This is a genomic window from Bradyrhizobium sp. AZCC 1578, assembly GCF_036924675.1.
In the GTDB taxonomy this organism is placed as follows: Bacteria; Pseudomonadota; Alphaproteobacteria; order Rhizobiales; family Xanthobacteraceae; genus Bradyrhizobium.
This window is the reverse complement of record NZ_JAZHRZ010000001.1, coordinates 442,490-467,584: the sequence shown is the minus strand read 5'-3', so window position 1 is coordinate 467,584 and position 25,095 is coordinate 442,490. Positions and strand designations below refer to the sequence as shown.

Below are 25,095 nucleotides of genomic sequence, written 5' to 3'. Positions count from 1 at the left end.
GCGTCGTTGCGAGCGGAGCGAAGCAATCCATCTCGCGGCATAACGGAAGAATGGATTGCTTCGTCGCTGCGCTCCTCGCAATGACGCTGGAGTGGCTGTCACGAATTCAACTCGCTACTCTCAAAATTGAACCGATCGCGCAGATTCTTACGGCTCTCCAGAATGTCCTTCAGGAACGCGCGGTCGATATCGCTCGTGATCAGCGGCTCGATCAGGTCGAGCTGGTTCATGGCGACGAGCTGCAGGATCTCCGTGCGCGGCCTGCCGGCGGCATCGCGGGGCAGGGCATGCACCACCTGGATATGCTCCGGCGGTTTGACGCCCTTGGCGGAGGAAAGCTCGCTCCGCAACTGCTTTTCCAGCGCGACCTTGTCGGCCTCGACGAAGGCATACAGCCCGACGCCGGTACGGCGGTCGGCGAACGCGACGATGGCGGTATCGCGCACCTCAGGATTTTTCCTGATCAGGGCGCTCAGCACCGGCGCATCGTTGACCAGCCGGCGGCCGCCGCCTTCGCGATCGGTGAAGTTGAACAGGCCGCGGGTGATGGCCTGATAGACCTTCTTGCCGGTCTTGAGCCAGATACTGGCGACAAGGGATTTGCGCGCCAAAATCTTGCGCTCCATCGGCGTCAGGGCGGCCGGCGCATAGCTGCGCTTGTGCTTCAGCATATGCCGCAGATCTTCGTAAGCCGCGATCCGGAATAGCCGGCTGCGGGACTTGAAGCACGCCGCGAGTTGAAAATCGGTGAGGTAGGCGCGGCCGTCGCGGCCCACCAGCCAATTCTGCTCCTTGGCGAGATCGTTGTGGCAGATCCCGGCGCGGTGCAGCTTGCGAAGAGCGAGCTTGGCTGAACGGAAATAGGCGATGTCGCCATGGGGCTTTGCCAGATGCAGCGCGACGCCGTCGATGAAGCCGCGCACCAGTGCCTGCCGACCGGCCCATAGCAGTCTCGGGCCGACGTCGAGATCGCGTGCCAATGCCAGCGCGCGGCGCTCGCGGACGAACAGATGTTGGGCGAGCGGATAGGACCATGGCGGCACCTGATCGAGCCGGCGCAGCACGGCATCGACCTCACCGGCATCGTCGCTAAATCGGCCGCGTTCGACGGTCGAAAAGACGTCACGCTTCAGCAGCACGCCTTCGGTCCATCGCGCCGACAAAATGGCAGCGTCGTCTTTCGGCAAGCCCATGGATTACGCCGCCGCCGCTACGCGCAGATGATCGGCGATCCAGCGATCGAGATCGGTCAGCGCACGGGCACTGAGCGCCTGCTTCTTGGCGACCGTCTTCTCGTTGCCGCGCAGCCTGCTGCCATCGGCCTTCTTGGTCGGCACGCTGGCAAGCGGGAGAAACAGGCCGAAATTGATGTTCATCGGCTGGAACGAGCGTGTTCCGGCCTCGATCGTTTCGATGTGGCCGCCGGTGATATGGCCGAGCAGCGAGCCCAGCGCCGTGGTCGCAGGCGGCGGTTCGAGCGACTGTCCTCGCGCATTTGCCGCAGCGTAGAGACCTGCGATCAGGCCGATGCTCGCGGATTCCACATAGCCCTCGCAGCCGGTCATCTGGCCGGCAAAGCGCAGCCGTGGCTGCGCGCGCAGCCGCAATTGCCCATCCAGCAGCTTTGGCGAATTCAGGAAGGTGTTGCGATGCAGGCCGCCGAGCCGCGCGAATTCGGCGTTCTCGAGCCCCGGAATGGTACGAAACACGCGCTGCTGCGCGCCGTAGTTCAGTTTGGTCTGGAAGCCCACCATGTTGTAGAGCGTGCCGAGCTTGTTGTCCTGTCGCAACTGCACGATGGCGTAAGGCTTGATCGTCGGATTGTGCGGGTTGGTCAATCCGACCGGCTTCATCGGACCGTGCCGCAGCGTCTCGTGGCCGCGTTCGGCCATCACCTCGACCGGCAGGCAGCCGTCGAAATAGGGCGTATTGGTCTCCCAGTCCTTGAAGTCCACCTTCTCGCCCGCGAGCAATGCCGCGACGAAGGCGTCGTATTGCTCCTTCGTCATCGGGCAGTTGATGTAATCCGCGCCGGTGCCGCCGGGCCCGACCTTGTCGTAGCGCGACTGAAACCACGCTACCGACATGTCGATGGAGTCCTTATGCACGATCGGCGCGATCGCATCGAAGAACGCCAGCGCGTTCTCGTCGGTCAGTTCGCGAATGGCGTCCGCCAGCGGCGCCGAGGTGAGGGGGCCGGTCGCGACGATCACGTTGCCCCATTCGGCCGGCGGCAGGCCGGCGATTTCCGAGCGGTCGATCTCGATCAGGGGATGGTCGTGCAAGGCACGGGTGACGGCGGCGGAAAAGCCGTCGCGGTCGACCGCCAGCGCCCCGCCCGCAGGCACCTGGTTGGCGTCGGCGGAGCGCATGATCAGCGAGCCCAGCCGGCGCATTTCGGCGTGCAGCAGGCCCACGGCGTTGTTGGCGGCGTCGTCCGAGCGGAACGAGTTGGAGCAGACGAGTTCGGCCAGGCCCTCGGTGCGATGGGCCTCGGTCATCCGCAAGGGTCGCATCTCGTGCAGGACGACGCGAACGCCCGCATTGGCGATCTGCCAGGCCGCTTCCGAGCCGGCGAGGCCGCCGCCGATCACATGGACGGTGTCAGTTTGGGGAGTGTTGGAAATCATGCGCGCAGGGTTAGCGCGTTTTCGCGCACGGCGCACCTACGAAGCGCTTCCAAGCGAAGCCTGGCCTGGTGCAAACGACAACGCCCGCAGCGGGGCGGGCGTTATCCGTTCATCCAGGCGGCTGAGCAATGATCAGCCGTTATAGTTTCCGGCGGCAACGCGCGGAATGTCCGAACGATCAAGGCCGATATCGGCCAGTTCCCGATCGCTGAGCTGGGACAGTTCGCTGACATTGCGCTGATAATCCCGGAAAGCCTGGATCATGCGGATGAGCGAGAGCAACATGGTAGTCTCCTTGCAGTTACGATTCAGCCCTTGGAGGACGGCTTCATCGTTGAAATGAATATAGCTCGGTTTTTTGCAGTGCAGAGCTTCTTATGTTGCGATGCAGCTAATCCCAGAACGCATAACGACGGTAACGGCCGCTTAACGAGTCGACATCGTGGCGGATTAGCCGACGGAAGCGCGATGGGCGCGCGCCAAACATGTAAAGTAATGCCGTAGATTTGCGGGTTTCTCGTAATCGTCAGATTACCCTTAACTGGCGGCCAGGGAGGTCAGAAACCAGCTTGAGGGCTTTCAAGGGCCGACAAACGTGCCGCAAATACCGACGCTTTTAAAATTTTCTTATGTGCGAATCGCATGTTGTTTGCAAAACGAAATGAATATAGATTCACTATTACGGTGGACTGTCGTAAATGGGGCTGCCGCAATAGCAGCTTTGGTGAATAGGTCGGCCTGCAGGGCCGGTTACTACGGCCAGCCCTCTGAGTTCGCGCTAAGGCGCCCGCGAAAGCTGCGTCGCGAAATAGCCGATGGTCTTTGCGTAGATCTCGCTCCTGTTCCACTCCTTGATCGCAGCGAAATTGGCGCTCCCGGGTTCCCAGTCCTTGCCGCGCTGCCAGCCGTGGTTGGCGAGGAAGTTGGCGGTCGAGGCCAGCACGTCGGGCGGGCTGCGCAGGAGGTCGCGGCGTCCGTTGCCGTCGAAATCGACCGCGAACTTGATGTAGGACGACGGCATGAATTGGGTCTGGCCGATTTCGCCGGCCCAGGCGCCGCGCATTTCCTGCGGCGCGATATCGCCGCGCTCGACGATGCGTAGTGCGTCCATCAACTCGGCCTTGAACATGTCGGCGCGGCGGCAATCATAAGCCAGCGTCGCCAGCGCGCGCAGCGTTGGGAATTTTCCGATGTTAACGCCGAAATCGGTTTCCAGGCCCCAGATCGCCACCAGCACTTCGCCGGGCACGCCATAAGCCTGTTCGATGCGCCCGAGCACCGAGCCGTATTGCTTGAGCATGTTGGATCCACGCGTCAGCCGGGGCGGGACCATGCGGCCGGAGAATTCCTCAAAACTCTGGCTGAAGACCTTTTGCGATTGGTCGCGGGCCAGCACGCTCTTGTCGAGCGTGACGCCGGTCAAGCCGGCCTGGATGGCGGACGCCGATATTCCCTTGGAGGCCGCTTCCTTCTTGAAGTCTTCCAGCCATGTTTCGAACGGGGCCGTGCCGCAGGGCGCACCGAGCGCGGCCGCAGAGGTCAGTAACAGCGCGCCCAAGGTCAGGGCGCGTAGGGAAAGGCGAAAGATCATCGTGCCGTTCGCTCCACGATCGATGCGTCTTCAGCATTAGTGTCGACGCCACGCCGAATGTTCGAAGCAAGGTCGGCCAAAACAAGGCTTATGTAGGTGCCCGCAATGCCATTCCGTTGGATGTGCTCAATTCATCGTTAGTGAGAGGTGAACTGCCAATCCGCCGGTCGGATTCGACCGGCGGATTGATCGATCAGGTTCCGTGCAGGCCTATACGTTATTCCCTGCGCCGCCAGGGGAACAGATTGGCCGGGAAGTCGGCAGCAGGCTTGCGTTCGCGGTGCGCGCGGGGCGGAAACGGCTGCGGATCGAGTTCCGGCTCTATCGTCTCCCGATAGAGATGCCAGGTAGCATGCCCAAGCAGCGGGATGACGACGGCAAGGCCGAGGAAGAACGGCAACGTTCCCGCGACCAGCAGCACCGCGACGATCAAGCCCCAGGCAGCCATCGGCACCGGGTTGTGTGCGACCGCGCGCAGCGAGGTCACCATCGCATCGGCAGCGCTGGCATGACGTTCCAGCATCAGCGGGAACGAGACCACGCTGATGCAGAGCGCGACGAGGGCAAACAGGAAGCCGACGCCGCAGCCAACCACGATTAGCCACCAGCCTTGTGGCGTCGTCAGCACGCGCGTCACGAAATCGGAAAAGCCGGTCACTCCCGCATAGCCGAACGCAGCGATGTAGATCGCCTGCGCAGTCGCCACCCAGGTCGCAAAAAGTGCCAGCAGCAGCACGCCGAGTCCGAGCATCGCGCCGAACGAAGGCGAGCGTACCACCTCGAGCGCATCCCAAGCGCTTGCCGGTTCACCGCGTTCGCGACGGCGGCTCATCTCGTAGAGGCCGAGCGCGGCGAATGGGCCGATCAGGGCGAAGCCGGCGGCCAGCGGAAACAACAGCGGTATGACAGAATAGCCGAGAACGGCGCGTGCCAGCACCAGTCCGAGAACGGGATAGATCACACACAGGAGGATGGCGTGGCTTGGCACCGCCTTGAAATCTTCCCAGCCTCGCCGCAACGCGCGGCCGAGTTCGGCAAAGCCGATGGTTCGGATGACTGGCGCGGCAGCGGCATCCGGTGCGCGCTGCGCCATCGATGTGACATTGCCGTGATAGGTGGCCATGGTCGCTGTCTCCCTCGTCGTCGCATTTGCGCGCCAATCGAAAGACGCACACGCGCCGTTTCATAAAACGATCACGATCAGGCCAGACGCGAAGACAGAGGGTGGAACTGACCGTGTCGCGAACTGTCGAGATAGGATACTTCCAAACAGCAACAAACACACTCACGCTTAGGTGAATGTTTCATTGGCAAGCTTCCCTTGGGTGGCTAGACTTGCAGGCGATCCCGGCGTGGTGCTGCCGGTCAAACAGTGCCGCCAAAGACTCACCCCATCCTCAAGTCATTGGGAGCAAAACGATGAGCATTTTCGGAAAAATCATGAGCGCGATCTTCGGCACCAAGGCAGACGCTGCGCCGGCTGGCGGCGGCGCGGCCGCGGGGGCCGAGTCATCTGGTGGGGCCGCTCCACCGGCCGCTGCGACCGTCGACGTCGCGCCGATCCTCGACCAGGCGGTGAAGGCCAAGGGCGAGAAGCTGGCGTGGCGCACTTCGATCGTCGATCTGATGAAGGCGCTCGACATCGATTCCAGCTTCGCCGCGCGCAAGGAGCTCGCGAAGGAGCTCGGCTACACCGGGGACAGCAACGATTCCGCCAGCATGAACATCTGGCTGCACAAGCAGGTCATGGCCAAGTTGGCCGCCAATGGCGGCAAGCTGCCGCCTGATATCAAGCACTGACGCTTCGCTCGGTCCTGACATGCGAAGGTCCGCCGCGGCGCGGGCCTTCTTTTTTGGTGCGATTGTAACGCAGCAACGCGTAAACGGTATCTACTTCGTGGAGAAAACGCTGTAGATGCAGGCGGACAAGAAGACTCATAAAACAAGGAGGATGCCAATGAGCAATGTTGATCGCAGGACCATTCTGGCCACGGGCGCGCTGGCGCTGGCGGGTACGGCGGCGCAAGGGGGCACGGCCGCAGCGCAGGCCGGCCCGAAATCGATTTTTCCGGTTGGCACGACGACCATACCCATCGTCGGCGAGACCGATGTTTTTCCGGTGCGGCGAATCTATTGCATTGGGCGCAACTATGCCGCGCATGCCCGCGAAATGGGCTCGGATCCCAATCGCGAGCCGCCGTTCTTCTTTCAAAAGCCGACCGACGCGATCCAGAATGTCGCCATCGGAACGGTTGGCGATCATCCGTATCCGTCGCTCACCAAGAACTATCATTATGAGGTCGAGCTGGTGGCGGCGCTGAAATCGGGCGGCACCAAGATCCCCGTGGAGCAGGCGCTCGATCATGTCTACGGCTATGCGTTAGGCCTCGACATGACGCGGCGCGATCTGCAGCGGGCAATGGGCGACGAGAAGAAGCCATGGGAAATCGGCAAGAGCTTTGATCGCTCCGCGGTGCTCGGGCCGATTCATCCAGCCACGAAGACCGGCCATTTTACCAAGGGCGCGATCTCGCTGGCGGTGAATGGCACCGTCAAGCAAAACTCCGATCTGCGGAATATGATCTGGAACGTGGCGGAGCAAATCGCCAAGCTATCGGAAGCTTTCGAGCTCAAGGCTGGTGACATCATCTACTCGGGCACACCGGAAAATGTCGGTCCCGTCGTGAAGGGCGACGTTATCCTGTGTAAGCTCGAGGGCCTGCCGGATATGTCGATCCGGATTACGTGAGAGTGCCAGCTATCGCCGTCGCCCCTGCGAAAGCAGGGGCCCATAACCACGGAAGGCAATGATGGGTGAGAATATCGCCCGCGTTGTCTTTCATCGAGCACAGCAATTGACTGCACGGCGTATCGGTCCCTGCGTCCGCAGGGACCGATACGGTGGTTTGGTGTGCCACGTCACCCCGTCAGATCGGCAAATTCCGGATTTCTGCGCAGATAATCCACGACAAAGCCGCAGCCGGCGATGACCTTGCGTCCGTCGGCGCGGATCAGTTCGAGGGCGCCCCTGACCAGCTCAGAAGCGATGCCGCGGCCGCGCAGGGCGCGTGGCGTTTCGGTATGGGTGATGATGACCGCCGCGGGCGTGATGCGATAATTCGCAAATGCCACGGCGCCATCGACATCGAGTTCGAAGCGGTTTTGAGTCTTGTTGTCGCGGACGGCGGCCATGCAGCGATTCCCGGATGATTCACCGTTCGATTTAGAGACATGAACCCGCCGATGCAAACCGGCGACGAACGGATGACTGCCTCGCTGATATGCTGTCTTGAGCCTTGACCCCTGCATTGCTGGGCACCGCGGTGATACCGTCGCAACCGACCACCTCAACGAGCTGGCTGGCGCAAGCGCGAGAGCGCGCAGCGCCTCGGTGCAGTGCAATAAGGACGCGTAATCGCACAGGAACTTTGCCGGCGAGGTCTTGCAACCGGGGGTGAGGTTCCTACGTCTTTAGAATGACATACGCCGCTGAGGCGGCCGGGTCTGGGTTCGATATCGGAAATGCTATGATCGCGGCCGCCGACGTATGCCTCTTTTCAAGGGGAGGTCTACAATGTCGGGCTTTGGTTTCATCAGCAAGCATCGCACATGGGAAGATTGGCTCGGCATGCTGCTTGGCGTGCTGATCGTGGTATCGCCGTGGTTTCCCTTCTCCAGCCACGACGTGATGGACGCCGAACGCAGCACCATGATCCTCAATACGTTTGTCATCGGTATGCTGGTCTTCGGTCTGGCCCAGCTCGAATATGTCGCACTGCAGCGCTGGGAGGAGGTGGGGGAGATCGCGCTCGGCCTCTGGTTGGCCGCCTCGCCCTTCATGTTCGGCTACGCCGGTGACGACATGCTTCGGGCCTGGCACGTCGCCCTCGGTGGAATCGTCGTCCTGCTGGGCGCGCTTCAGCTCTGGCAGGACTGGCGCTTGAGCGATCAGGAACTGGCCAATCATCCGCAGTAAATTCTGGAGAGAGTAGATTCTGGAGAGCCCGTCGGCCCCACACGTGGCTGGCGGGCTCTCGATTCAATCCCGGTACTTGAACGACTCGACGAGCAGCGCGCGACCGACCGCGCTGCCGTTGACCGCGCCCTTGATGTCGTCGATCTTCCATTGGCCGACGAAAATCATTTGCGCTGGCTTATGGACGCGAACGCGTGGCTGCATCATGGTGACGTCGGCCCGCTGGCGGGGAGACTATCATGGCCGGTAAGCCGCGACGGCGGATTTGAGCTCACAGCGGGCTTTCTGCTATCGTTGCCATGATATGTTCTGTTTTCCGAAGCGTGATGGTTGATTCCCTGTGACTGAAACGGTGACCATTCCTATCCCGCGCGGCGGTCTCGCGCGGATGTCGCGCCGGGTGATGAATCTGGCGTATATGCTGACCCAGAATGCCCGCCGCCATGGCGACCGCATTGGCTTCATTTGGGGCGACAAATCCTGGACCTGGCGCGAGATCGATGGTGCCGTGTCGGCTCTGGCCGCCGGCCTCGCCGCGCGCGGTATCGCCAAGGGCGACCGCATCCTCGTCCATTCCAAAAATTGCGACGAGATGTTCTGGTCGATGTTCGCGGCGTTTCGGCTCGGCGCAGTCTGGGTGCCGACCAATTTCCGCCTGATGCCGGACGAGGCCGCCTATCTCGCCAGCGCCTCCGGTGCGAAGGCTTTTTTGTGCCATGGCGATTTCCCCGATCACGCTACGGCGGCGGCTAATCCGGCGCTCGAATTCATCTGGCGGATCGGCGAGGGCGCCCTCGGCGAGAGGGCAGTCAGTGACGTGATCGCCGAGCATGCCGGCGCCAAGGTCGAGAATGCGGCGGTCGACTACGACGATCCCTGCTGGTTCTTCTTTACCTCGGGCACGACCGGGCGCTCCAAGGCCGCGGTTCTTACCCATGGTCAGATGGCCTTTGTGGTGACAAATCATCTCGCCGATTTGATGCCGGGCACGATAGAGACGGATGCCTCGCTGGTGGTCGCGCCGCTGTCGCACGGCGCCGGCGTGCACCAGCTCGTGCAGGCGGCGCGCGGCGTACCGACCATCCTGCTGCCGTCGGAAAAATTCGACATCGCCGAGGCGTTCCGGTTGATTGAGGCTCATCGCGTCAGCAACATCTTTACCGTGCCGACGATTTTGAAGATGATGGTCGAGCATCCGGCGGTCGACAAATATGATCATTCCTCGCTGCGCTTCGTGATCTATGCCGGCGCGCCGATGTATCGCGAGGACCAGAAGGCCGCGCTGAACAAACTCGGCAAGGTGCTCGTGCAGTATTTCGGCCTCGGCGAGGTCACTGGCAACATCACGGTGATGCCGGCCAGTCTGCACGACACGGAGGACGGTCCGCAGGCCCGCATCGGCACCTGCGGTTTCGAGCGCACCGGCATGCAGGTGTCGATCCAGGGCGATGACGGGCGCGAGCTCAAACCGTTCGAGACCGGCGAGATCTGCGTGATCGGCCCCGCCGTGTTCGCCGGCTATTATGACAACCCCGAGGCCAACGCGAAGGCGTTTCGCGACGGCTGGTTTCGCACTGGCGATCTCGGCCACATGGACGAGGAGGGATTCGTCTACATCACCGGCCGCGCCTCGGACATGTACATCTCCGGCGGCTCCAACATCTATCCGCGCGAGGTCGAGGAGAAGATTCTCACCCATCCCGCGATCGGCGAGGTGGCGGTGCTTGGCGTGCCCGACGCGTTCTGGGGCGAGGTCGGCGTCGCCGTCTGCGTCGCGCGCGAGGGCGCTGGCGCCGTGAGCGAAGCGGAGCTTGCCGCATTCCTGGCGCCCAAGGTGCCGCGCTACAAAATGCCGAAGCGCTTCTTCTTCTGGGAGGCGCTGCCGAAATCCGGTTACGGCAAGATTCCGAAGCGGCTGGTTCGCGATGAACTGGAGGCGAGGGGACTGCTTGACCTTATCTCCAAGACGGATAGCTGAGGCGATGCGCAGCGTCGCGCAGCCCGGGCCGCCCGCGCCCGAGCGCATCCAATGGGTTGAGGCGCGGGGACGGGCGTTCTCGTTCACGCTGCAGGCGGGCCTGCCGCTGCTCGAGGCCGCGCGCCGCGGCTTTGCCGAAGCCGGATTTTCCGGCGGCGTGTTGAGCATGCGGGGAGGGGCACTCGGGCCGTTTGCCTATGTGATGCCGGCGCTGTCGAAGACCGGCGCCAATGCCGCGTTCTACAGCGACACGTTTCGGCCCGCCGGCATCACGCGACTGAAGCTCGGCGCGATGACGCTCGGCGGGCGCGACGGCGCGCCGTTCTTCCATTGCCACGGGCTGTGGACCGAGACGGACGGACATCTGCACGGCGGCCACATTCTTCCAGAGGAAAGCGTCGTCGCCGAATCGTTCGCGGTGGAAGCATTCGGCATCGACGGCGCGATGTTTGTGGCTGAGCCTGATCCCGAGACCAATTTCAAATTGTTCGGGCCGGTGGCGTGCGCGAGCACGGCCGGCGAGACCACCAGCCGCGCCTTTGCGTTGCGGCTGCGGCCGAACCAGGATTTTGCAGCGGCGCTGGAGACGTTCTGCCGGCAGCACGGATTCCTGCGTGCGCGGATTCACGGCGGCGTCGGCTCCACCATCGGCGCCCATTTCACCGATGGCCGAACCGTGGTGCCGTTTGCAACCGAGCTTGCGATCAGGGACGGCCTGATCGCGCCCGGCGCCGACGGCATACTGCAGGCTGAGCTCGATGTCGCGCTGGTCGATTATCTCGGCGGCATCGCCGAGGGGCGGCTGATGCGCGGTGACAATCCGGTGCTGATGACGATGGAGCTAGTGCTCGAGGTGCTTTGAGCGGTCCGTTGTTCGTTACAAACTCGGTGTCATACCCCGCGAATGCGGGGTATCCAGTACGCCGCGGCTTATCGGCCAAACACCGCTGTCTCTGGAATACTGGGTCACCCGCTTTCGCGGGTGACGACGGTTCGTATTAGTTACAATTCTCGGCTCACCTGAAGTGATAATTCACGCCGACCTTGATGGTGTGAAAATCGATCGTGCCGGAGTCAAACACGTCGCCGCCCAGATTGTAGGTCTCGCTGCCGAGGCTGGTGTACATGTATTCGGCCTTGGCCGACCAGTTCGGCGTGAACAAATATTCGAGGCCGCCGCCGATGGTGTATCCGGTGTGAGACTGGCTATCCGAAAGCGACACGCCGAGCGCGGGCACTGAAAGGGAGTCCTTTCTGTTGGCCCACGCAAAACCGCCCTTGGCGTAGATGAGGGCCGCATCCAATGCGAAGCCCGCGCGGCCGGTCACGCTGCCGAACGAGTTGATCTTGAGTTCCTCCGTGGCCAGGACGCCCCCGCCGATGTCTGCGGTGAGGCTGTCCTTGATGCTGGCGCCGGCGGCGTCGACTTCGACACCGAATACGAACTGGCTACCGGGAAGCTGCCAGTTGTAGCCGATAGTGCCGCCGCCGAAGCCGCCGCCGCCATCGCCCTCGCTCTCCCAGCCATAGCCGCCCATCGCGCCGATATAGAAGCCGGACCAGTTATACGCGGCAACCACCGTCGCCGGGGCGGCCTTGGGATAGGGCCGCGCCCGAAGGTCGGCGGCCGAGGCCGCGCTCGCGACCGAAAGAGCCACACCAGCTAAAAGTAGTCGTTTCATATTTTGTCCCCTGAAGTTGAACACTCGTATAACCCCCTGCAGGCCCCATAGCGGACCGATTGCACCGGCATGGTGACGTATCGTTTTCGGAAAGCGGGCGCGAATGCGCCCCCAAAGAGCCGTCTGCAAGCGACGTTTGCGCGGATGTGAGAACGTCGTTCGCAGGTTAACCATACGTCATGTATGCCGGCAAAAATTGGACCGAAGCGCGTTCGCTCATTGGCGCGGACAGGTTGCTATTTCGACAGCAGTGCGGCGACGTGTGGCGTGGAGTGCGTTCTCGATTTGCGCGCGCGCGCGAGAGAGAGAGGGCAGGCAGGCCTCGCGTCAGCGCCGCTTTCGAACGTGAACGTTGATGTCGAGATCGATCTCGTTGACGCAGGTCTGCGTCGTGCGATGCGAGCGACCCTCGTGCCAGCGGCCCGGGCGCGTGCGCGCATCCCTGACATTCGCGAGCTTCAGGCAGCGCCATTGCGGCAGCGGGCCACTGCTTTCGCCGGCAAACTGCCAGGCCAGCACGACCTCTTCACCGCTCTTGTTGGCGCCGATGATGTGCGGGCATAGTTCGCGGACGCGGCCGTCATAAACGCAGACGACCTGCTGCTCGCCGAGGATGGCATTGCGGAAGAGGGTGTAGGCGGCGCTCGGCATCGGCAGGGTACCATCTAGGATTGTGCGGCATTGTCTGTATAACCCTTCCGAATGACTTTGTTCCGCGGGGCTGCGAACCATGGCTTACAAGCGCAATCGTGCGATCAATCTGCCGGCGCCGTACCTCAAGCGCATCTGGCTGGAGCCGGCACGCATCACCAACCGCGAGGTCTATCCGTTCTGCCTGCCGCTGCTGCGCGATGAGTTCGAACTGAGTTTCAACAAGGCGATCACGATCATCGTCGGCGAGAACGGCACCGGCAAATCGACCTTGCTCGAAGGCATTGCTGTGCTCGCCGGCTACGACGAAGCCGGTGGCGGCAAGGGATACATGCCCGTCGATCATTCGAAGGCGTTGGAGAAAATGGGTGGCACGCTGTCAACTGCGCTTCGCGCAAGTTGGCTGCCCAAGATCACCCATGGCTGGTTCTTCCGCGCTGAGAGTTTTTTCTCCGTCGCGCGATACCTCGATGAGGCCGCCATCGGAACGCCCGGGCCACCTCCGCCTGACTTTCTCTCCCATTCCCACGGCGAAGGCTTTTTGCGTTTCTTCGAGGAGCGCTGCCAGCGCCAGGGCATCTTCATCTTCGACGAACCGGAATCCGCGCTGTCGCCATCGCGGCAGATCGAGTTTCTCAAACTGATGCGGCGGATGGACCAGATCGGCCATTGCCAGATCATCATGGCCACGCATTCGCCAGTGCTGATGGCGTATCCGAACGCGACGCTGCTGCGGCTGACGAAGTACGGGCTGGAGCCGGTGACGGTGCGCGAGACCGACCACTACAAGGTGCTGCGCGAGTTTTGCGACGATCCGGATGGATTTGTGCAGGCCGCGATCGAGGAGTGAGGGTTTGTGGGTGGGCGGAGCCAACGGGGCCGGCCTGTCGGCCGGCCCGATGATAAGCTCCGCGAAATCACCATTGTGCATCGCGCGGCAACTTCGATGGGTATCGCTTCCGCCTATGCTCGTTGGGCTTGGGCGGACAAGTCGCTCCACCCATCCCACAGCAACTGCAAACTTTGTCGCAGGTTGGATCATCCAAGCCGGTCCGCTGTTGTGCTATATATTGACCGAACAAGGGAAAGCAGGGAGGTCGCCATGCCTCATACCCTGGTGCCTAGTGATCGCGTCGAGCGCGTGAGCGTGTATGGGCGCGACGGCACAAAGCTCGGCTCGATCGAGCGGCTGATGCTCGACAAGGTGAGCGGAACGGTTGCCTACGCCGTGATCAAGACCGGAGGGCTACTCGGCAGCCACCATCATTGTCCGATCCGGTGGGACGCACTCCGATTTGATCCCGCGCGTCAGGCCTACCAATCCGACGTGACACTGGAGGATCTGCGCGCAGGCCCGTCCGAACTCGACGACGACGCCTTCGACTGGGGCGACCGCTCGCGACCGCATCCGCATTATTGGGGGGTGTAGGGCCGTACGGGGGTAGAGCGTAGCGAAACCCCACGACGGTGATGGGTTTCGCTGCGCTCTACTAATCCCACGTACTGTCCAAGGCTTATGAAGCGGATCTAAAGAGCTCAGGGTACGCTGAGATGTAAATCGGATAACCGACTACATCATTCACTCTCACTTCGCGGTCCTTCACTAGGTAAGTCTGTTCGTTCGTGATGTATCTTACGTAATAGAGGCTTTCGAGCCTCCGTGCTTCGTGCACCGTAGCGTTGAGTTCAGCGAGTTTTTCAATTGGATGCTTAGTGCTGAACCTCCCGAGACTCTCGTTGGGATCGGTAGCGGTTAGCGGCTGTCCCAGCGCTGCATTTGCGATGAACCGCAAAGCCGAGCAACCAGACCAGACAGTGCTAGTCTTTCCTTCGTCGTAGTGCATGGTTGGTAAGAATAAAAAGCTGCCAGTGAAGTCCCATTCGTGCCTCGGCTTAGGAGCACGCTTTGGGTCAGATACCCATACCGTCAGTACCTCGGCACCAGAGGTCTTGAGTATGGACGATGCCGGAATAGTCACTCTTCGCGCAGTGAATGTTTCCTTCACCCACCAATATTGGGATGAATTCAAAAGCGCGTGCGGCATCCGTCGTGGGCGTGCCGTGCTGATGAGACGGTTGCGCTCCAAATAGCGCTCAAGTCGAGCAATCTTCCTGACCACGCTTGTGTCTCTTCTTGAGTTGGCTTCGAGTTCAAACGTAGCGCTCGCATATGAAAACCCGAACTTAGCTTTGAGATTCTCAATCACCGAATACGAAGTTGAAAGCTGAGCCAGGATTGAGTCGATCTGTTTTTCATCGATCTGGATAAAATTTCGAAGCTCCAGTTTCTTTGCGGCCATGCGTCCTTACTCCGCCGCCTCACTCGCTCCCGCACTCTTCCGCGGCTTGCCCTCCGCCTTCTTCAGCACCGGCGCCAGAAACTTCCCCGTATAGCTTCGCGGCGCCTTGACGATGTCCTCCGGCGGGCCCCAGGCGACGATTTCGCCGCCGCCGTCGCCGCCTTCGGGGCCGAGGTCGATGACCCAGTCGGCGGTCTTGATGACCTCGAGGTTGTGCTCGATCACGACGACCGTGTTGCCCTGGGCGACGAGCTCGTGCAGCACTTCCAGGAGCTTTGCCACGTCGTGGAAGTGCAGTCCCGTCGTCGGCTCGTCCAGGATGTAGAGCGTGCGCCCGGTGGCGCGCTTTGAGAGCTCTTTGGCGAGCTTGACGCGCTGGGCTTCGCCGCCGGAGAGGGTGGTGGCCTGCTGGCCGACATGGATGTAGTCGAGGCCGACGCGGTGCAGCGTCTTGAACGTTTCGCGCACACGCGGCACCGCCTTGAAGAATTCGGCGGCTTCTTCCACCGTCATGTCGAGCACGTCCGAGATCGACTTGCCCTTGAACAGGACCTCGAGCGTCTCGCGGTTGTAGCGCTTGCCCTTGCAGGTGTCGCAGGTGACGTAGACGTCGGGCAAAAAGTGCATCTCGATCTTGATGACGCCGTCGCCCTGGCAGGCCTCGCAGCGGCCGCCCTTGACGTTGAAGGAGAAGCGGCCGGGCTCGTAGCCGCGCGCCTTCGCCTCTGGGAGCCCGGCGAACCATTCGCGGATCGGGGTGAAGGCGCCGGTATAGGTCGCAGGGTTGGAGCGCGGGGTGCGGCCGATCGGCGACTGATCGATATCGATGATCTTGTCGATATGCTCCAGCCCCTCGATGCGATCGTGGGGGGCGGCGCCTTCGCTGGCGTTGTTGAGTTTGCGCGCGATGGCACGGTAGAGCGTGTCGATCAGCAGCGTGGACTTGCCGCCGCCGGAAACGCCGGTAACGCAGGTGAATAGCCCCAACGGAATTTCCGCCGAGACGTTTTTCAGATTGTTGCCGCGGGCGTTGACGACCTTGATGGTGCGGCGATGGTTCGGCGGCCGGCGCTCGGGGATCGGCACCGACAACTCGCCGGTAAGGTATTTGCCGGTCAGCGATTTCGGATTCCGCATGATGTCGGCGGGCGTGCCTTGCGCCACGATGTGGCCGCCATGCATGCCGGCGCCGGGACCGATGTCGAGCACGTAGTCCGCTAGACGTATCGCGTCCTCGTCGTGCTCGACCACGATCACGGTATTGCCGAGGTCGCGCAGCCGCTTCAGCGTCTCCAGTAGGCGCGCATTGTCGCGCTGGTGCAGGCCGATCGAGGGCTCGTCCAGCACGTAGAGCACGCCGGTCAGCCCGGAGCCGATCTGCGAAGCGAGGCGGATGCGCTGGCTTTCGCCGCCGGAGAGCGTGCCGGAAGAGCGGGAGAGCGTGAGGTAGTTCAGGCCGACGTCGAGCAGGAAGGACAGCCGCTCGCGGATCTCCTTCAAGACGCGCGCGGCGATCTCGTTCTGCTGGTCGTTGAGCGCCTTCGGCACGCTTTCGAACCATTCGCCGGCGCGCTTCACCGACAGTTCGGAGATCTCGCCGATATGCTTGCCGCCGATCTTGACGCAGAGCGCCTCCGGCTTGAGCCGATGGCCCTTGCAGGCCTCGCAGGGGATGTCGGAGAAATACTTTGCCAGTTCCTCGCGCGCCCATTCGCTCTCGGTCTCGCGGTAGCGGCGCTCGAGGTTGGTGATGACACCCTCGAACGGTTTCTTGGTGTCGTAGGAGCGGACGCCATCCTCGTAGGAGAACTTTATCTCGTCGTCGCCGGAGCCATGCAGCAGCGCTGCTTGCGTCTTCTTCGGCAGGTCCTTCCACTTGGTGTCGAGCGTGAACTTGTAGAACTTGCCGAGCGCGGTCAGCGTCTGGATGTAGTAGGGCGAGGACGACTTTGCCCAGGGCGCAATCGCACCCTTGCGCAAGGTCAATTCCTTGTCGGGAATGACGAGGTCCTCGTCGATATGCTGCTCGATGCCGAGGCCGCCGCAGGCAGGGCAGGCGCCATAGGGATTGTTGAACGAGAACAACCGCGGCTCGATTTCGGGAATCGTGAATCCGGAGACCGGGCAGGCGAATTTCTCCGAGAACAGAATCCGCTCCGGCCCGCTCTTGTCGTGGATCTTGGCGGTCTTCTTCTTGTCCTCGGCCGCAGGCGCGCCCGCCGGCGCATCGGCATATTCGATCACGGCGAGCCCCTCGGCGAGCTTCAGTGCCGTCTCAAAGCTTTCGGCGAGCCGCTGGCCGAGATCGGGACGGACCACGATGCGATCGACCACGACGTCGATGTCGTGCGGGAATTTCTTGTCGAGCGCCGGCGCCTCGGACAACTCATAGAAAGTGCCGTCGATCTTGACTCGCTGAAAACCCTTCTTGAGCCATTCGGCTAGCTCTTTCTTGTACTCGCCCTTGCGGCCGCGCACGACCGGCGCCAGCAGATAGAGCCGAGTGCCTTCGGGCAGTGCCAGCACGCGATCGACCATCTGCGAGACGACCTGGCTTTCGATCGGCAATCCCGTGGCCGGCGAGTAGGGCACGCCGACGCGCGCCCATAGCAAGCGCATGTAGTCGTAGATCTCGGTGACGGTGCCGACGGTGGAGCGCGGGTTCTTCGACGTGGTCTTCTGCTCGATCGAGATCGCAGGAGACAGCCCGTCGATCTGGTCGACGTCCGGCTTCTGCATCATCTCCAGGAACTGGCGCGCGTAAGCCGAGAGCGATTCGACGTAGCGGCGCTGGCCCTCGGCATAGATGGTATCGAAGGCGAGCGAGGATTTGCCGGAGCCGGAGAGGCCAGTGAACACCACGAGCTTGTCGCGGGGAATCTCGAGATCGACATTCTTGAGATTGTGCTCGCGTGCGCCGCGTATGGTGATCGCACGCGATGCGGAGCCGGCGTTCTGTTGGCGCTTCGCCCTTAGCACTTCATCCATATCGGCATTTCCAGGCGCGAGGCACGCGCCACGTTGGGCGCGCATTGCCGGCGAGGGACCGGGATCAGGCGCCGTTGATTGAAAGTCGGAACATAGGAAGAACGGCGGGGAATTTCCAGTACCGCGCGCGAATCATCAACGGATTGTTTGTGCTGTCATATTTTTGGCAGCAGCAGGCAGCAGATCTCATCGAAGATACTCAAAAACAAAAATGCCTCCGTTCCGGGTTGCCGGAACGGAGGCGCTGTCACTTCAGCAGGAAGCCTTAGAAGTGGTAGTTCACGCCGACCTGAACGCTGTTGAGATCGAGCGTTCCGCTCGCAAGAGGAGCGACGCCTGCGAAGTAGGTCTCGCCTTGGAAGCTGCGATAAAGGTACTCGGCCTTGACCGACCATTTCGGTGCGAACATGACCTCGACGCCAGCACCGAGCGTCCAGCCAGAGTGAATTTTGCTATCCGATGCGCTCAAGCCGCCCAGCGACGCCGTTACACGGTTGTCGGCCCAGGCGTAGCCGCCGGTACCGTAGATGAGGACCTGGTCGAAGGCGTAGCCGATGCGGCCACGAACGGTGCCCATGTCGCGAATCCGGGTCTCGAATGCGGCAAGCGCCGGGTTGCCCACAGTGAAGCCAACATCCGCCCAGGCGGCATCGGCCTCGACGCCGAGGACAAGGTTGCCGGTCTGCCAGTTGTAGCCGAGCGTACCGCCGGCGAACCCGCCCTTCACCTTGCCCAGGCCCAGGGTCGAATCGGTTTGTTGTGCGTAGCCGCCCATCGCACCGATGTAGAAGCCGGTCCAGTTATTGATCGCAATCGCTGCGGCCGGCGCCTTGGTGTAGGGCCTGGCAGCGAGATCGGCGGCCATCGCAGGCGCCATCCCAAGCGCGATCAGGCCAGTGGTGGTCAGCAGAATCTTCTTCATTTTCTTTTTCCTTTCGCGGCTCTCCAACGCAACTTTCCTCAGCCGTCAATTTGAGGTTGCTTGGCGATATAGCGCGAAGTTCCCGAAAAATGCTGTCGCGGAAATACCACATCAGCGGCAAAAGCATGGAATACAACCGTTCCGGGTGTCGGGTGTGCCGGTCTACAACCAAACAAAAAGGCCGGCGCAAGGCCGGCCTTTTCAGTGCTGGTTATCACCGCAAACAAAAAGGCCGGCGTGAAGCCGGCCTTTCCGTAGTACCGCGCTGGCTTTGCGATCAGTACCTCGCGATGACTGGGCCACCCCAGCGGTAGTTGACGCGGACCGTGACGAGATCGACGTCCTGGCTGATGTTACTAGTCCTCGAAAACGAGCCGGCCGGAACACCAACAAAGTTGCCGGATGCAGCAAAGTCGACGTCGCGGTCACCCATGAACAGGTGGTTGTACTCGACGCCAACCGACCAGTTCGGGGCGAAGCCGACTTCGAGACCGGCACCAACGACGCCGCCCCAACGCGTTTCCTTGGCGCTGTCGATCAGCAGCCCGGTCGCGACATCGAACCCCTTGTACTTGTCGCTGGTCACCGCAGCACCGCCCTTTACGTAGAGCAGGACGTTGTTCCAGGCATAGCCAACCTGACCGGTGATCAGCCCGAACGCGTTGATCCTCGACTCATTCTCGACGAGAGGGACAAAGGCCAGACTTGTGTTGGAACCCGTGAAGTCAGCCCAGTTGCCTTGCCCTTCCACGCCGAACACCCAGGTGCCGGCCTGCCAGCGGTAGCCGAGTTGACCACCGGCCGTGCCGCCAGTCGCATCGTGGCAGCCTTCGGCCACGGGCGGAATGAACGGACCCCCAGCGTCGGCGGTGAGGTCCCAACATTTGCGGCCCGAACCCCAACCACCGTTGGCACCGATATAGAAGCCGGTCCAATCATACACGGCAGCGACCGGAGCAGGCGGCGCCTTGGTGTAAGGGCGCGCAGCGAGGTCGGCCGCCGCCGCAGGTGCAGCGAACGCAATGAGAGCAACCGAAGCTAACAGATACTTCTTCATGATCTATCCCCAGTTTTGTCCGCTTCCCGCTAGGCCTGAAGCGTTGTTGTGACGCGAGCGCCCGCGCCGCTGAAGCATTCTATAGCGCGACTCGACCGGAAATGGCGTGTCCCGGATGCAACAGGCGCCAACCAAGTTTATGGAACGAAGCTTATGATTTATCTGGTATAATTGGAACCGAGACGGGAACTTTCGGGTTCCGTTTCGCTTCTTTCGGTTCCCCCGTGGGTTTCCGGGGTTCGCTTGGAGATTGCAAAGCCGCTAGCAGGCGCATATAGGGCGTTATCCGGAACAAAGCTGGAACGCGCACGTAGGCGATGCTATATGTGGATAACCGGCGACTTGCCGAGGGATCGCCAAGTCAGCGGGGTCTGTCAGTGTATAGGTCCGGATGTCCGGGAGCGGACGCGGAAACGGACAAGCGACAGGTCAAGAATTGAAGACGGCCGGCACGGAAGCGGCCGGACCAGTGATTTTTGCCGGCGATATCGAGTGGAGAGCGGCGATGGCGGGAAGCGTGAACAAGGTGATTCTGGTCGGAAACCTCGGCAAGGATCCTGAAATCCGGCGGACACAGGACGGGCGACCGATCGCCAATCTGAGCATCGCGACATCGGAGACCTGGCGCGACAAAGGCACCGGCGAGCGCAAGGAAAAGACCGAGTGGCACCGCGTGGTGATCTTCAACGAGGGGCTCTGCAAGGTCGCCGAACAGTATCTGAAGAAGGGCGCCAAGGTTTACATCGAGGGTCAGTTGCAGACGCGCAAATGGACCGACCAGAGCGGGGTCGACAAATACTCGACCGAGGTCGTGCTGCAGGGCTTTAACTCGAACCTGACCATGCTCGACGGCCGCAGCGGCGGCGGGGGCGGCAGCTTCGGGTCCGATGATTCCGGTGATTTCGGCTCGAGCGGTCCGGCTAGCTCGGCGCCGCGGCGGGCGGTCGCAGCGGGCAGCCGCAACAGCGATATGGACGACGACATCCCGTTCTAGAGCCGAGCCTTCGGCCGGCGCATCGGCTAGCAAGAAATTCGCTTGCGAGAGGGGGCGTTCACGCCTGCCATTACAGCTAATGTGCCGCCGCGGGAATCCGCTGCATTCGGCTGAAAACCTATCTACGGGCGCGTTGCGCCGAGTGTGCGGTCGGCTCGCTCAGCCGTCATGCTATTAATATTCGCATGAGGTATTTCACTTAGACTGCTCCAGCCTTGAACGCCAACCGGATCTGGAGCGCCCACCATGAGCCTCGCACCGCTGCTAGAGGCGCCCGGGACGATCCCGTTGCATGCCTTCGCAGCCATGGCGGCGTTTGCGCTTGGCATCGTGCAATTCGCAGCACCGAAGGGAACCCTGCCGCACCGGACCATCGGCTGGATCTGGGTCGTGCTGATGGCGGCGGTCGCGATCAGTTCGCTCTGGATCCATGAGATTCGGATGTTCGGGCTGTTCAGCCCGATCCATCTGCTGTCGATCTTTGTGCCGATCATGCTGACGCTCGCGGTCCTGCATGCCCGCCGGCACAATGTCGGCGGTCACCGCAAAGCGATGGTGTCGATCTTCTTTGGAGCGCTCGTCGTCGCCGGCTTGTTCGCCTTCCTGCCGGGACGGATGATGCATGCGGTGGTTTTCGGCCACTAGGCCTGTCGTGGGAACATCGTTTTTGACACTGTCTTCCGGCCCTGAAACGGTGGTTCCGGCAGGGCTCGGGAGAGCTGTCTCCGATCCTCGTAAGTCCATGAAAAAACGAGCGGAAAAACAGCTTCCTCCTGACAGCTTCGGGGTGGTTATCAGACCCTCGATGCGCTATATGATTCTTAGCTGAGAACTGACTGGATTCCCCTTTGTCCGACAACGAAGACGACAAGCCCGGCGAGCCGCCGGAGCACTCCGACATTCGCCCCGTTTCCATCCTCGACGAGATGAAACGCTCCTACCTCGATTACGCCATGAGCGTGATCGTGGCGCGGGCGCTGCCGGACGCGCGCGACGGGCTGAAGCCCGTGCATCGGCGCATCCTGTATTCGATGTACGAGCAGGGGCACACGCCGGACAAGAAGTACGTAAAATCCGCGCGCGTCGTCGGTGACGTGATCGGTAAATATCATCCGCACGGCGACCAGTCGATTTACGACGCGATGGTACGGATGGCGCAGGATTTCTCCATGCGCGTGCCGCTGATCGACGGCCAGGGCAATTTCGGCTCGGTCGACGGCGATCCGCCCCGCGGCCTATCGATATACCGAAGCCCGTCTGACCCGGTCCGCACTGGAAGTTCTTGGCGATATCGACAAGGACACTGTCGATTTCCAGCCGAACTACGACAATTCCGAGAAGGAGCCGTCGGTTCTGCCGGCGAGGTTCCCGAACCTGCTGGTCAACGGTGCCGGCGGCATCGCCGTCGGCATGGCAACCAACATCCCGCCGCACAATCTGGGCGAAGTCGTCGACGCCTGCGTGGCGTTGATCGACAATCCTGCGCTCGGCATCGACGATCTCATCAACATCATTCCAGGGCCGGATTTCCCGACCGGCGGCATCATCCTCGGCCGCCAGGGCATCCGCTCGGCCTACCACCTCGGCCGCGGGTCGATCGTGATGCGCGGCAAGGTCACGATCGACACCATCCGCAAGGATCGCGAAGCGATCATCATCACTGAAATTCCCTATCAGATAAACAAGGCCACCATGGTCGAGCGCATCGCCGAACTGGTGCGCGAAAAGAAGATCGAAGGTGTCGCCGACTTGCGCGATGAATCCGACCGCGACGGCTTCCGTGTCGTCGTCGAGTTGAAGCGCGAGGCGATGGCCGATGTCGTTCTGAATCAGCTCTATCGCTTCACGCCGCTGCAATCGAACTTCCCGGCCAATATGCTGGCGCTGGATAACGGCCGCCCGCAGACGATGAACCTAAGGGATCTGCTGACGCTGTTCATCGCGTTCCGCGAGCAGGTCGTCACCCGTCGCACCAAGTTCCTGCTCAACAAGGCGCGCGACCGCGCCCATATCCTGGTCGGTCTTGCGATTGCGGTTGCGAATATCGACGAGATCATTCGCGTCATCAGAACTTCGCCCGATCCGAACACGGCGCGGGATACGTTGATGTCGCGCGACTGGCCGGCCAAGGACGTCGAAGCGATGATCACGCTGATCGACGACCCCCGTCACCGGATGGCGCCGGACGGCACTGCGCGGCTGTCGCTGGAGCAGGCCCGGGCCATTCTCGACCTGCGCCTGCAGCGCCTGACCGCGCTCGGCCGCGAGGAGATTTCCGAAGAGCTCGACAAGCTCGCGGTGGAAATCGCCGATTACCTGGAAATCCTGCGCTCGCGCGCGCGCGTGCAGGCGATCATCAAGGACGAACTTGCCGCGGTGAAAGACGAATTCGCCACCCCGCGGAAAACCGTGATCGTCGAGCAGGAAGGCGAGGTCGAGGACGAGGACCTAATCCAGCGCGAGGATATGGTGGTCACGGTCTCGCACGCCGGCTACGTCAAGCGCGTGCCGCTCTCGACCTATCGGGCGCAGCGGCGCGGCGGCAAAGGCCGCGCGGGCATGCAGACCCGCGACGAGGATTTCGTCAGCCGGCTGTTCGTGGCCTCGACCCACACGCCGGTGTTGTTCTTCTCCTCGCGCGGCCAGGTCTACAAGGAAAAGGTCTGGCGGCTGCCGGTGGCGGCGCCGAACGCCCGCGGCAAGGCGATGATCAACATCCTGCCGCTGGAGCAGGGCGAGCGCATTACCACCATCATGCCGCTGCCGGAGGATGAATCCTCCTGGGGCAATCTCGACGTGATGTTCGCTACCACCGGGGGCACGGTCCGCCGCAACAAGCTGTCCGACTTCGTCGACGTCCGCCGCTCCGGCATCATCGCCATGAAGCTCGGGGAGGGTGAATCGATCGTCGACGTGCAGATCTGCACCGAGCGCGACGACGTGCTGCTGACGGCGGCCGGCGGGCAGTGCATCCGCTTCCCCGTCACCGATGTGCGCGTCTTCACGGGGCGCACCTCGATGGGCGTGCGCGGCATTGCGCTGGCGGGAGGCGACAAATTGATCTCGCTGGCGATCCTGCGCCATGTCGAGGCCACCTCGGACGAACGGTCGGCCTACCTGAAGATGCGCCGCGCGGTCGCCGGCGAAACCGCGGTTGAAGAGCCTGTTGATGCCGAGGGCGAGGAGACTTCGGGTTCGCTGCAGCTCTCGCAGGAGCGCTACGCCGAAATGTCGGCGCAGGAGCAGGTGGTGCTGACGGTCTCCGTCAACGGCTACGGCAAGCGCACCTCGTCCTATGAGTACCGCACCACCGGCCGCGGCGGCAAAGGCATCGTCGCGATGAGCGTCAACAACCGCAACGGCAAGCTGGTGGCGTCGTTCCCGGTGGAGCATAGCGATCAGATCATGCTGGTCACCGACAAGGGCCAGCTCATCCGCTGTCCGGTCGAGGACATCCGCATCGCCGGCCGCTCGACCCAAGGCGTCATCGTGTTCGATACGGCGGAGGACGAGCACGTGGTGTCGGTCGAGCATATCTCGGAAGACGAGAACGGCGTGAACGGGAACGGCGGTTAGCGCCGTCCACCGTCATTCCGGGGCATAGCGAATGTGATGAGCCCGGAATCCATCCCGCCATTTGCGTTTGCAGCGCGATGGGTTCCGGGCCTGCGTGCTGCGCACGCGGTAAACCAGCCCTTAACTATAGATTGCTACACATTTGCTGTGTCCGGGTGGTGACCGTCCGGCCAAACGGGAGCGGATATCATGCCCGTCGAGATGCTGACGTATGCCGATCTGGGCGAACGGCTCAAGATTTCCCCAGAGGCCGCCCGCGCTCTGGTGAAACGACACCGATGGCCGCGCTCCCGCTCCAACGACGGCAAGACGCTTGTCCAGGTCGATCTCACCGAATTCAGTCATTCGCCAATACCCCGTCAGCCGCAAACGCAGGCCGGTCACCAGGTGGTCACCGCCCTAAAGCAACGAATTGAGGCCTTGCAGACTGAGCTGGCAGAGATGAAGGTGATTGCCAGCGGCCACCGGGCCGACTTTGAGAGAGAGTGCGAACGCACGAACAAGCTGTTGGCCGAACTGCTCAAAGTGAGCACGGAAAGCGTGGGCGCCCGGGAAAGGGCAGCTCTGCTCGAAGGCAAGCTATCGATGCTAACGCAACCCTGGCGACGCCGGCTGGTCGATGCCTTCACCCTTGCTTTGCCACAAGTCGCCTCCAACCCTCGCGAGAGCGCCGGCCCCGTAGCCCAGTCACAGAATTGAACCGGCCTGCCAACGTGTCGGTGCTTTGCCGCGATTGGCACAAACTTCAGA

At 62.0% G+C, this 25,095-nt stretch carries 23 protein-coding genes and 1 pseudogene; 11 read left to right on the top strand and 13 right to left on the bottom strand.

The annotated features are described in order from the left end of the window. Positions 1 to 98: 98 nt before the first annotated feature. The 5 genes from V1290_RS02450 to V1290_RS02430 all read right to left on the bottom strand — a co-directional run bounded on the left by V1290_RS02450 (position 99) and on the right by V1290_RS02430 (position 5,344). Positions 99 to 1,193 (bottom strand): serine/threonine protein kinase, encoded by a 1,095-nt coding sequence (locus V1290_RS02450; RefSeq protein ID WP_334362833.1) that lies wholly within the window; start codon positions 1,191 to 1,193, stop codon positions 99 to 101. A gap of 3 nt (positions 1,194 to 1,196) precedes the next feature. Next, entirely contained in the window at positions 1,197 to 2,630 is a 1,434-nt protein-coding gene (trmFO, locus tag V1290_RS02445; RefSeq protein ID WP_334362832.1) for a methylenetetrahydrofolate--tRNA-(uracil(54)-C(5))-methyltransferase (FADH(2)-oxidizing) TrmFO, read from the bottom strand. 132 nt (positions 2,631 to 2,762) lie between these two features. Next, positions 2,763 to 2,915 carry a DUF1127 domain-containing protein gene (locus V1290_RS02440; RefSeq protein WP_074278622.1) on the bottom strand — a complete coding sequence of 51 codons (153 nt, stop codon included), beginning with the start codon at positions 2,913 to 2,915 and terminating at the stop codon, positions 2,763 to 2,765. 493 nt (positions 2,916 to 3,408) lie between these two features. Further along, positions 3,409 to 4,221: a lytic murein transglycosylase gene (locus tag V1290_RS02435; RefSeq protein WP_334362831.1), complete on the bottom strand. Its 813-nt coding sequence runs from the start codon at positions 4,219 to 4,221 to the stop codon at positions 3,409 to 3,411. A gap of 217 nt (positions 4,222 to 4,438) precedes the next feature. Next, positions 4,439 to 5,344, bottom strand: a complete 906-nt coding sequence (locus V1290_RS02430) for a DUF2189 domain-containing protein (RefSeq protein ID WP_334362830.1) — start codon at positions 5,342 to 5,344, stop codon at positions 4,439 to 4,441. A gap of 296 nt (positions 5,345 to 5,640) precedes the next feature. Here V1290_RS02430 and V1290_RS02425 point away from each other — a divergent pair, with 296 nt between their 5' ends. After that, positions 5,641 to 6,021, top strand: a complete 381-nt coding sequence (locus V1290_RS02425) for a DUF3597 domain-containing protein (protein WP_334362829.1) — start codon at positions 5,641 to 5,643, stop codon at positions 6,019 to 6,021. Positions 6,022 to 6,178: 157 nt separating this feature from the next. After that, a complete protein-coding gene (locus V1290_RS02420) occupies positions 6,179 to 6,970 on the top strand; it encodes a fumarylacetoacetate hydrolase family protein (protein ID WP_334362828.1) in 792 nt (263 codons plus the stop codon). A gap of 170 nt (positions 6,971 to 7,140) precedes the next feature. On the opposite strand, the gene V1290_RS02415 is transcribed toward V1290_RS02420, so the two are convergent. Continuing rightward, on the bottom strand, positions 7,141 to 7,413 hold the full coding sequence (locus V1290_RS02415) for a GNAT family N-acetyltransferase (RefSeq protein WP_334362827.1): 273 nt from the start codon (positions 7,411 to 7,413) through the stop codon (positions 7,141 to 7,143). Positions 7,414 to 7,795: 382 nt separating this feature from the next. On the opposite strand from V1290_RS02415, the gene V1290_RS02410 reads away from it, so the two are divergent. After that, on the top strand, positions 7,796 to 8,197 hold the full coding sequence (locus tag V1290_RS02410) for an SPW repeat protein (protein ID WP_334362826.1): 402 nt from the start codon (positions 7,796 to 7,798) through the stop codon (positions 8,195 to 8,197). A gap of 63 nt (positions 8,198 to 8,260) precedes the next feature. Here V1290_RS02410 and V1290_RS02405 read toward each other — a convergent pair whose 3' ends face one another. Beyond that, on the bottom strand, positions 8,261 to 8,404 hold the full coding sequence (locus V1290_RS02405; protein ID WP_334362825.1) for a hypothetical protein: 144 nt from the start codon (positions 8,402 to 8,404) through the stop codon (positions 8,261 to 8,263). Between the two features lie 133 nt (positions 8,405 to 8,537). Here V1290_RS02405 and V1290_RS02400 point away from each other — a divergent pair, with 133 nt between their 5' ends. Both V1290_RS02400 and V1290_RS02395 read left to right on the top strand, forming a co-directional pair. Then, the gene (locus tag V1290_RS02400; RefSeq protein WP_442893749.1) at positions 8,538 to 10,175 is read left to right on the top strand and encodes an acyl-CoA synthetase; all 1,638 of its coding nucleotides are present in this window, start codon (positions 8,538 to 8,540) and stop codon (positions 10,173 to 10,175) included. 4 nt (positions 10,176 to 10,179) lie between these two features. Beyond that, entirely contained in the window at positions 10,180 to 11,037 is an 858-nt protein-coding gene (locus V1290_RS02395) for a PCC domain-containing protein (protein WP_334362822.1), read from the top strand. A 154-nt stretch (positions 11,038 to 11,191) separates the two neighbouring features. Here the strand turns inward: V1290_RS02395 and V1290_RS02390 are convergent, their stop codons facing one another. Then, on the bottom strand, positions 11,192 to 11,857 hold the full coding sequence (locus V1290_RS02390; protein WP_334362821.1) for an outer membrane protein: 666 nt from the start codon (positions 11,855 to 11,857) through the stop codon (positions 11,192 to 11,194). 327 nt (positions 11,858 to 12,184) lie between these two features. After that, on the bottom strand, positions 12,185 to 12,508 hold the full coding sequence (locus tag V1290_RS02385; protein ID WP_334362820.1) for a hypothetical protein: 324 nt from the start codon (positions 12,506 to 12,508) through the stop codon (positions 12,185 to 12,187). 79 nt (positions 12,509 to 12,587) lie between these two features. Here V1290_RS02385 and V1290_RS02380 point away from each other — a divergent pair, with 79 nt between their 5' ends. Further along, positions 12,588 to 13,358, top strand: coding sequence for an AAA family ATPase (locus V1290_RS02380; RefSeq protein WP_334362819.1), 771 nt, complete (start codon positions 12,588 to 12,590; stop codon positions 13,356 to 13,358). Positions 13,359 to 13,610: 252 nt separating this feature from the next. Then, positions 13,611 to 13,937, top strand: coding sequence for a PRC-barrel domain-containing protein (locus tag V1290_RS02375; protein WP_334362818.1), 327 nt, complete (start codon positions 13,611 to 13,613; stop codon positions 13,935 to 13,937). Positions 13,938 to 14,022: 85 nt separating this feature from the next. Here V1290_RS02375 and V1290_RS02370 read toward each other — a convergent pair whose 3' ends face one another. From V1290_RS02370 to V1290_RS02355, 4 genes are all read right to left on the bottom strand, one after another. Beyond that, a complete protein-coding gene (locus tag V1290_RS02370) occupies positions 14,023 to 14,808 on the bottom strand; it encodes a hypothetical protein (protein ID WP_334362817.1) in 786 nt (261 codons plus the stop codon). A gap of 6 nt (positions 14,809 to 14,814) precedes the next feature. Continuing rightward, positions 14,815 to 17,796, bottom strand: a complete 2,982-nt coding sequence (gene uvrA / locus V1290_RS02365; protein WP_334362815.1) for an excinuclease ABC subunit UvrA — start codon at positions 17,794 to 17,796, stop codon at positions 14,815 to 14,817. A gap of 265 nt (positions 17,797 to 18,061) precedes the next feature. Next, positions 18,062 to 18,718, bottom strand: coding sequence for an outer membrane protein (locus V1290_RS02360; RefSeq protein ID WP_334368910.1), 657 nt, complete (start codon positions 18,716 to 18,718; stop codon positions 18,062 to 18,064). A gap of 277 nt (positions 18,719 to 18,995) precedes the next feature. Then, a complete protein-coding gene (locus tag V1290_RS02355) occupies positions 18,996 to 19,775 on the bottom strand; it encodes an outer membrane protein (protein WP_334362814.1) in 780 nt (259 codons plus the stop codon). A 505-nt stretch (positions 19,776 to 20,280) separates the two neighbouring features. On the opposite strand from V1290_RS02355, the gene V1290_RS02350 reads away from it, so the two are divergent. The 4 genes and pseudogenes from V1290_RS02350 (at position 20,281) to V1290_RS02335 (ending at position 25,044) form a co-directional block, all read left to right on the top strand. After that, a complete protein-coding gene (locus V1290_RS02350) occupies positions 20,281 to 20,769 on the top strand; it encodes a single-stranded DNA-binding protein (protein ID WP_057841921.1) in 489 nt (162 codons plus the stop codon). Between the two features lie 246 nt (positions 20,770 to 21,015). Next, a complete protein-coding gene (locus V1290_RS02345; RefSeq protein ID WP_334362813.1) occupies positions 21,016 to 21,414 on the top strand; it encodes a DUF2306 domain-containing protein in 399 nt (132 codons plus the stop codon). 203 nt (positions 21,415 to 21,617) lie between these two features. Next, positions 21,618 to 24,345, top strand: a pseudogene (gene gyrA, locus V1290_RS02340) (DNA gyrase subunit A). A gap of 189 nt (positions 24,346 to 24,534) precedes the next feature. Then, complete coding sequence (locus V1290_RS02335; RefSeq protein WP_334362812.1) at positions 24,535 to 25,044, top strand: hypothetical protein; 510 nt, start codon at positions 24,535 to 24,537, stop codon at positions 25,042 to 25,044. The last annotated feature ends 51 nt before the right edge of the window (positions 25,045 to 25,095 follow it).

Excerpts from the sequence above, each read along its gene's own strand:
- V1290_RS02380 (WP_334362819.1), top strand. The coding sequence starts at position 12,588 with ATGGCTTACAAGCGCAATCGTGCGATCAATCTGCCGGCGCCGTACCTC.
- V1290_RS02415 (WP_334362827.1), bottom strand. The coding sequence starts at position 7,413 with ATGGCCGCCGTCCGCGACAACAAGACTCAAAACCGCTTCGAACTCGAT.
- V1290_RS02395 (WP_334362822.1), top strand. The coding sequence starts at position 10,180 with ATGCGCAGCGTCGCGCAGCCCGGGCCGCCCGCGCCCGAGCGCATCCAA.
- V1290_RS02420 (WP_334362828.1), top strand. The coding sequence starts at position 6,179 with ATGAGCAATGTTGATCGCAGGACCATTCTGGCCACGGGCGCGCTGGCG.
- V1290_RS02385 (WP_334362820.1), bottom strand. The coding sequence starts at position 12,508 with ATGCCGAGCGCCGCCTACACCCTCTTCCGCAATGCCATCCTCGGCGAG.
- V1290_RS02355 (WP_334362814.1), bottom strand. The coding sequence starts at position 19,775 with ATGAAGAAGTATCTGTTAGCTTCGGTTGCTCTCATTGCGTTCGCTGCA.
- V1290_RS02390 (WP_334362821.1), bottom strand. The coding sequence starts at position 11,857 with ATGAAACGACTACTTTTAGCTGGTGTGGCTCTTTCGGTCGCGAGCGCG.
- V1290_RS02350 (WP_057841921.1), top strand. The coding sequence starts at position 20,281 with ATGGCGGGAAGCGTGAACAAGGTGATTCTGGTCGGAAACCTCGGCAAG.
- V1290_RS02405 (WP_334362825.1), bottom strand. The coding sequence starts at position 8,404 with ATGATGCAGCCACGCGTTCGCGTCCATAAGCCAGCGCAAATGATTTTC.
- V1290_RS02345 (WP_334362813.1), top strand. The coding sequence starts at position 21,016 with ATGAGCCTCGCACCGCTGCTAGAGGCGCCCGGGACGATCCCGTTGCAT.
- V1290_RS02410 (WP_334362826.1), top strand. The coding sequence starts at position 7,796 with ATGTCGGGCTTTGGTTTCATCAGCAAGCATCGCACATGGGAAGATTGG.
- V1290_RS02440 (WP_074278622.1), bottom strand. The coding sequence starts at position 2,915 with ATGTTGCTCTCGCTCATCCGCATGATCCAGGCTTTCCGGGATTATCAG.
- V1290_RS02370 (WP_334362817.1), bottom strand. The coding sequence starts at position 14,808 with ATGGCCGCAAAGAAACTGGAGCTTCGAAATTTTATCCAGATCGATGAA.
- trmFO (WP_334362832.1), bottom strand. The coding sequence starts at position 2,630 with ATGATTTCCAACACTCCCCAAACTGACACCGTCCATGTGATCGGCGGC.
- V1290_RS02425 (WP_334362829.1), top strand. The coding sequence starts at position 5,641 with ATGAGCATTTTCGGAAAAATCATGAGCGCGATCTTCGGCACCAAGGCA.
- V1290_RS02450 (WP_334362833.1), bottom strand. The coding sequence starts at position 1,193 with ATGGGCTTGCCGAAAGACGACGCTGCCATTTTGTCGGCGCGATGGACC.
- V1290_RS02335 (WP_334362812.1), top strand. The coding sequence starts at position 24,535 with ATGCCCGTCGAGATGCTGACGTATGCCGATCTGGGCGAACGGCTCAAG.
- uvrA (WP_334362815.1), bottom strand. The coding sequence starts at position 17,796 with ATGGATGAAGTGCTAAGGGCGAAGCGCCAACAGAACGCCGGCTCCGCA.
- V1290_RS02375 (WP_334362818.1), top strand. The coding sequence starts at position 13,611 with ATGCCTCATACCCTGGTGCCTAGTGATCGCGTCGAGCGCGTGAGCGTG.
- V1290_RS02360 (WP_334368910.1), bottom strand. The coding sequence starts at position 18,718 with ATGAAGAAGATTCTGCTGACCACCACTGGCCTGATCGCGCTTGGGATG.
- V1290_RS02435 (WP_334362831.1), bottom strand. The coding sequence starts at position 4,221 with ATGATCTTTCGCCTTTCCCTACGCGCCCTGACCTTGGGCGCGCTGTTA.
- V1290_RS02430 (WP_334362830.1), bottom strand. The coding sequence starts at position 5,344 with ATGGCCACCTATCACGGCAATGTCACATCGATGGCGCAGCGCGCACCG.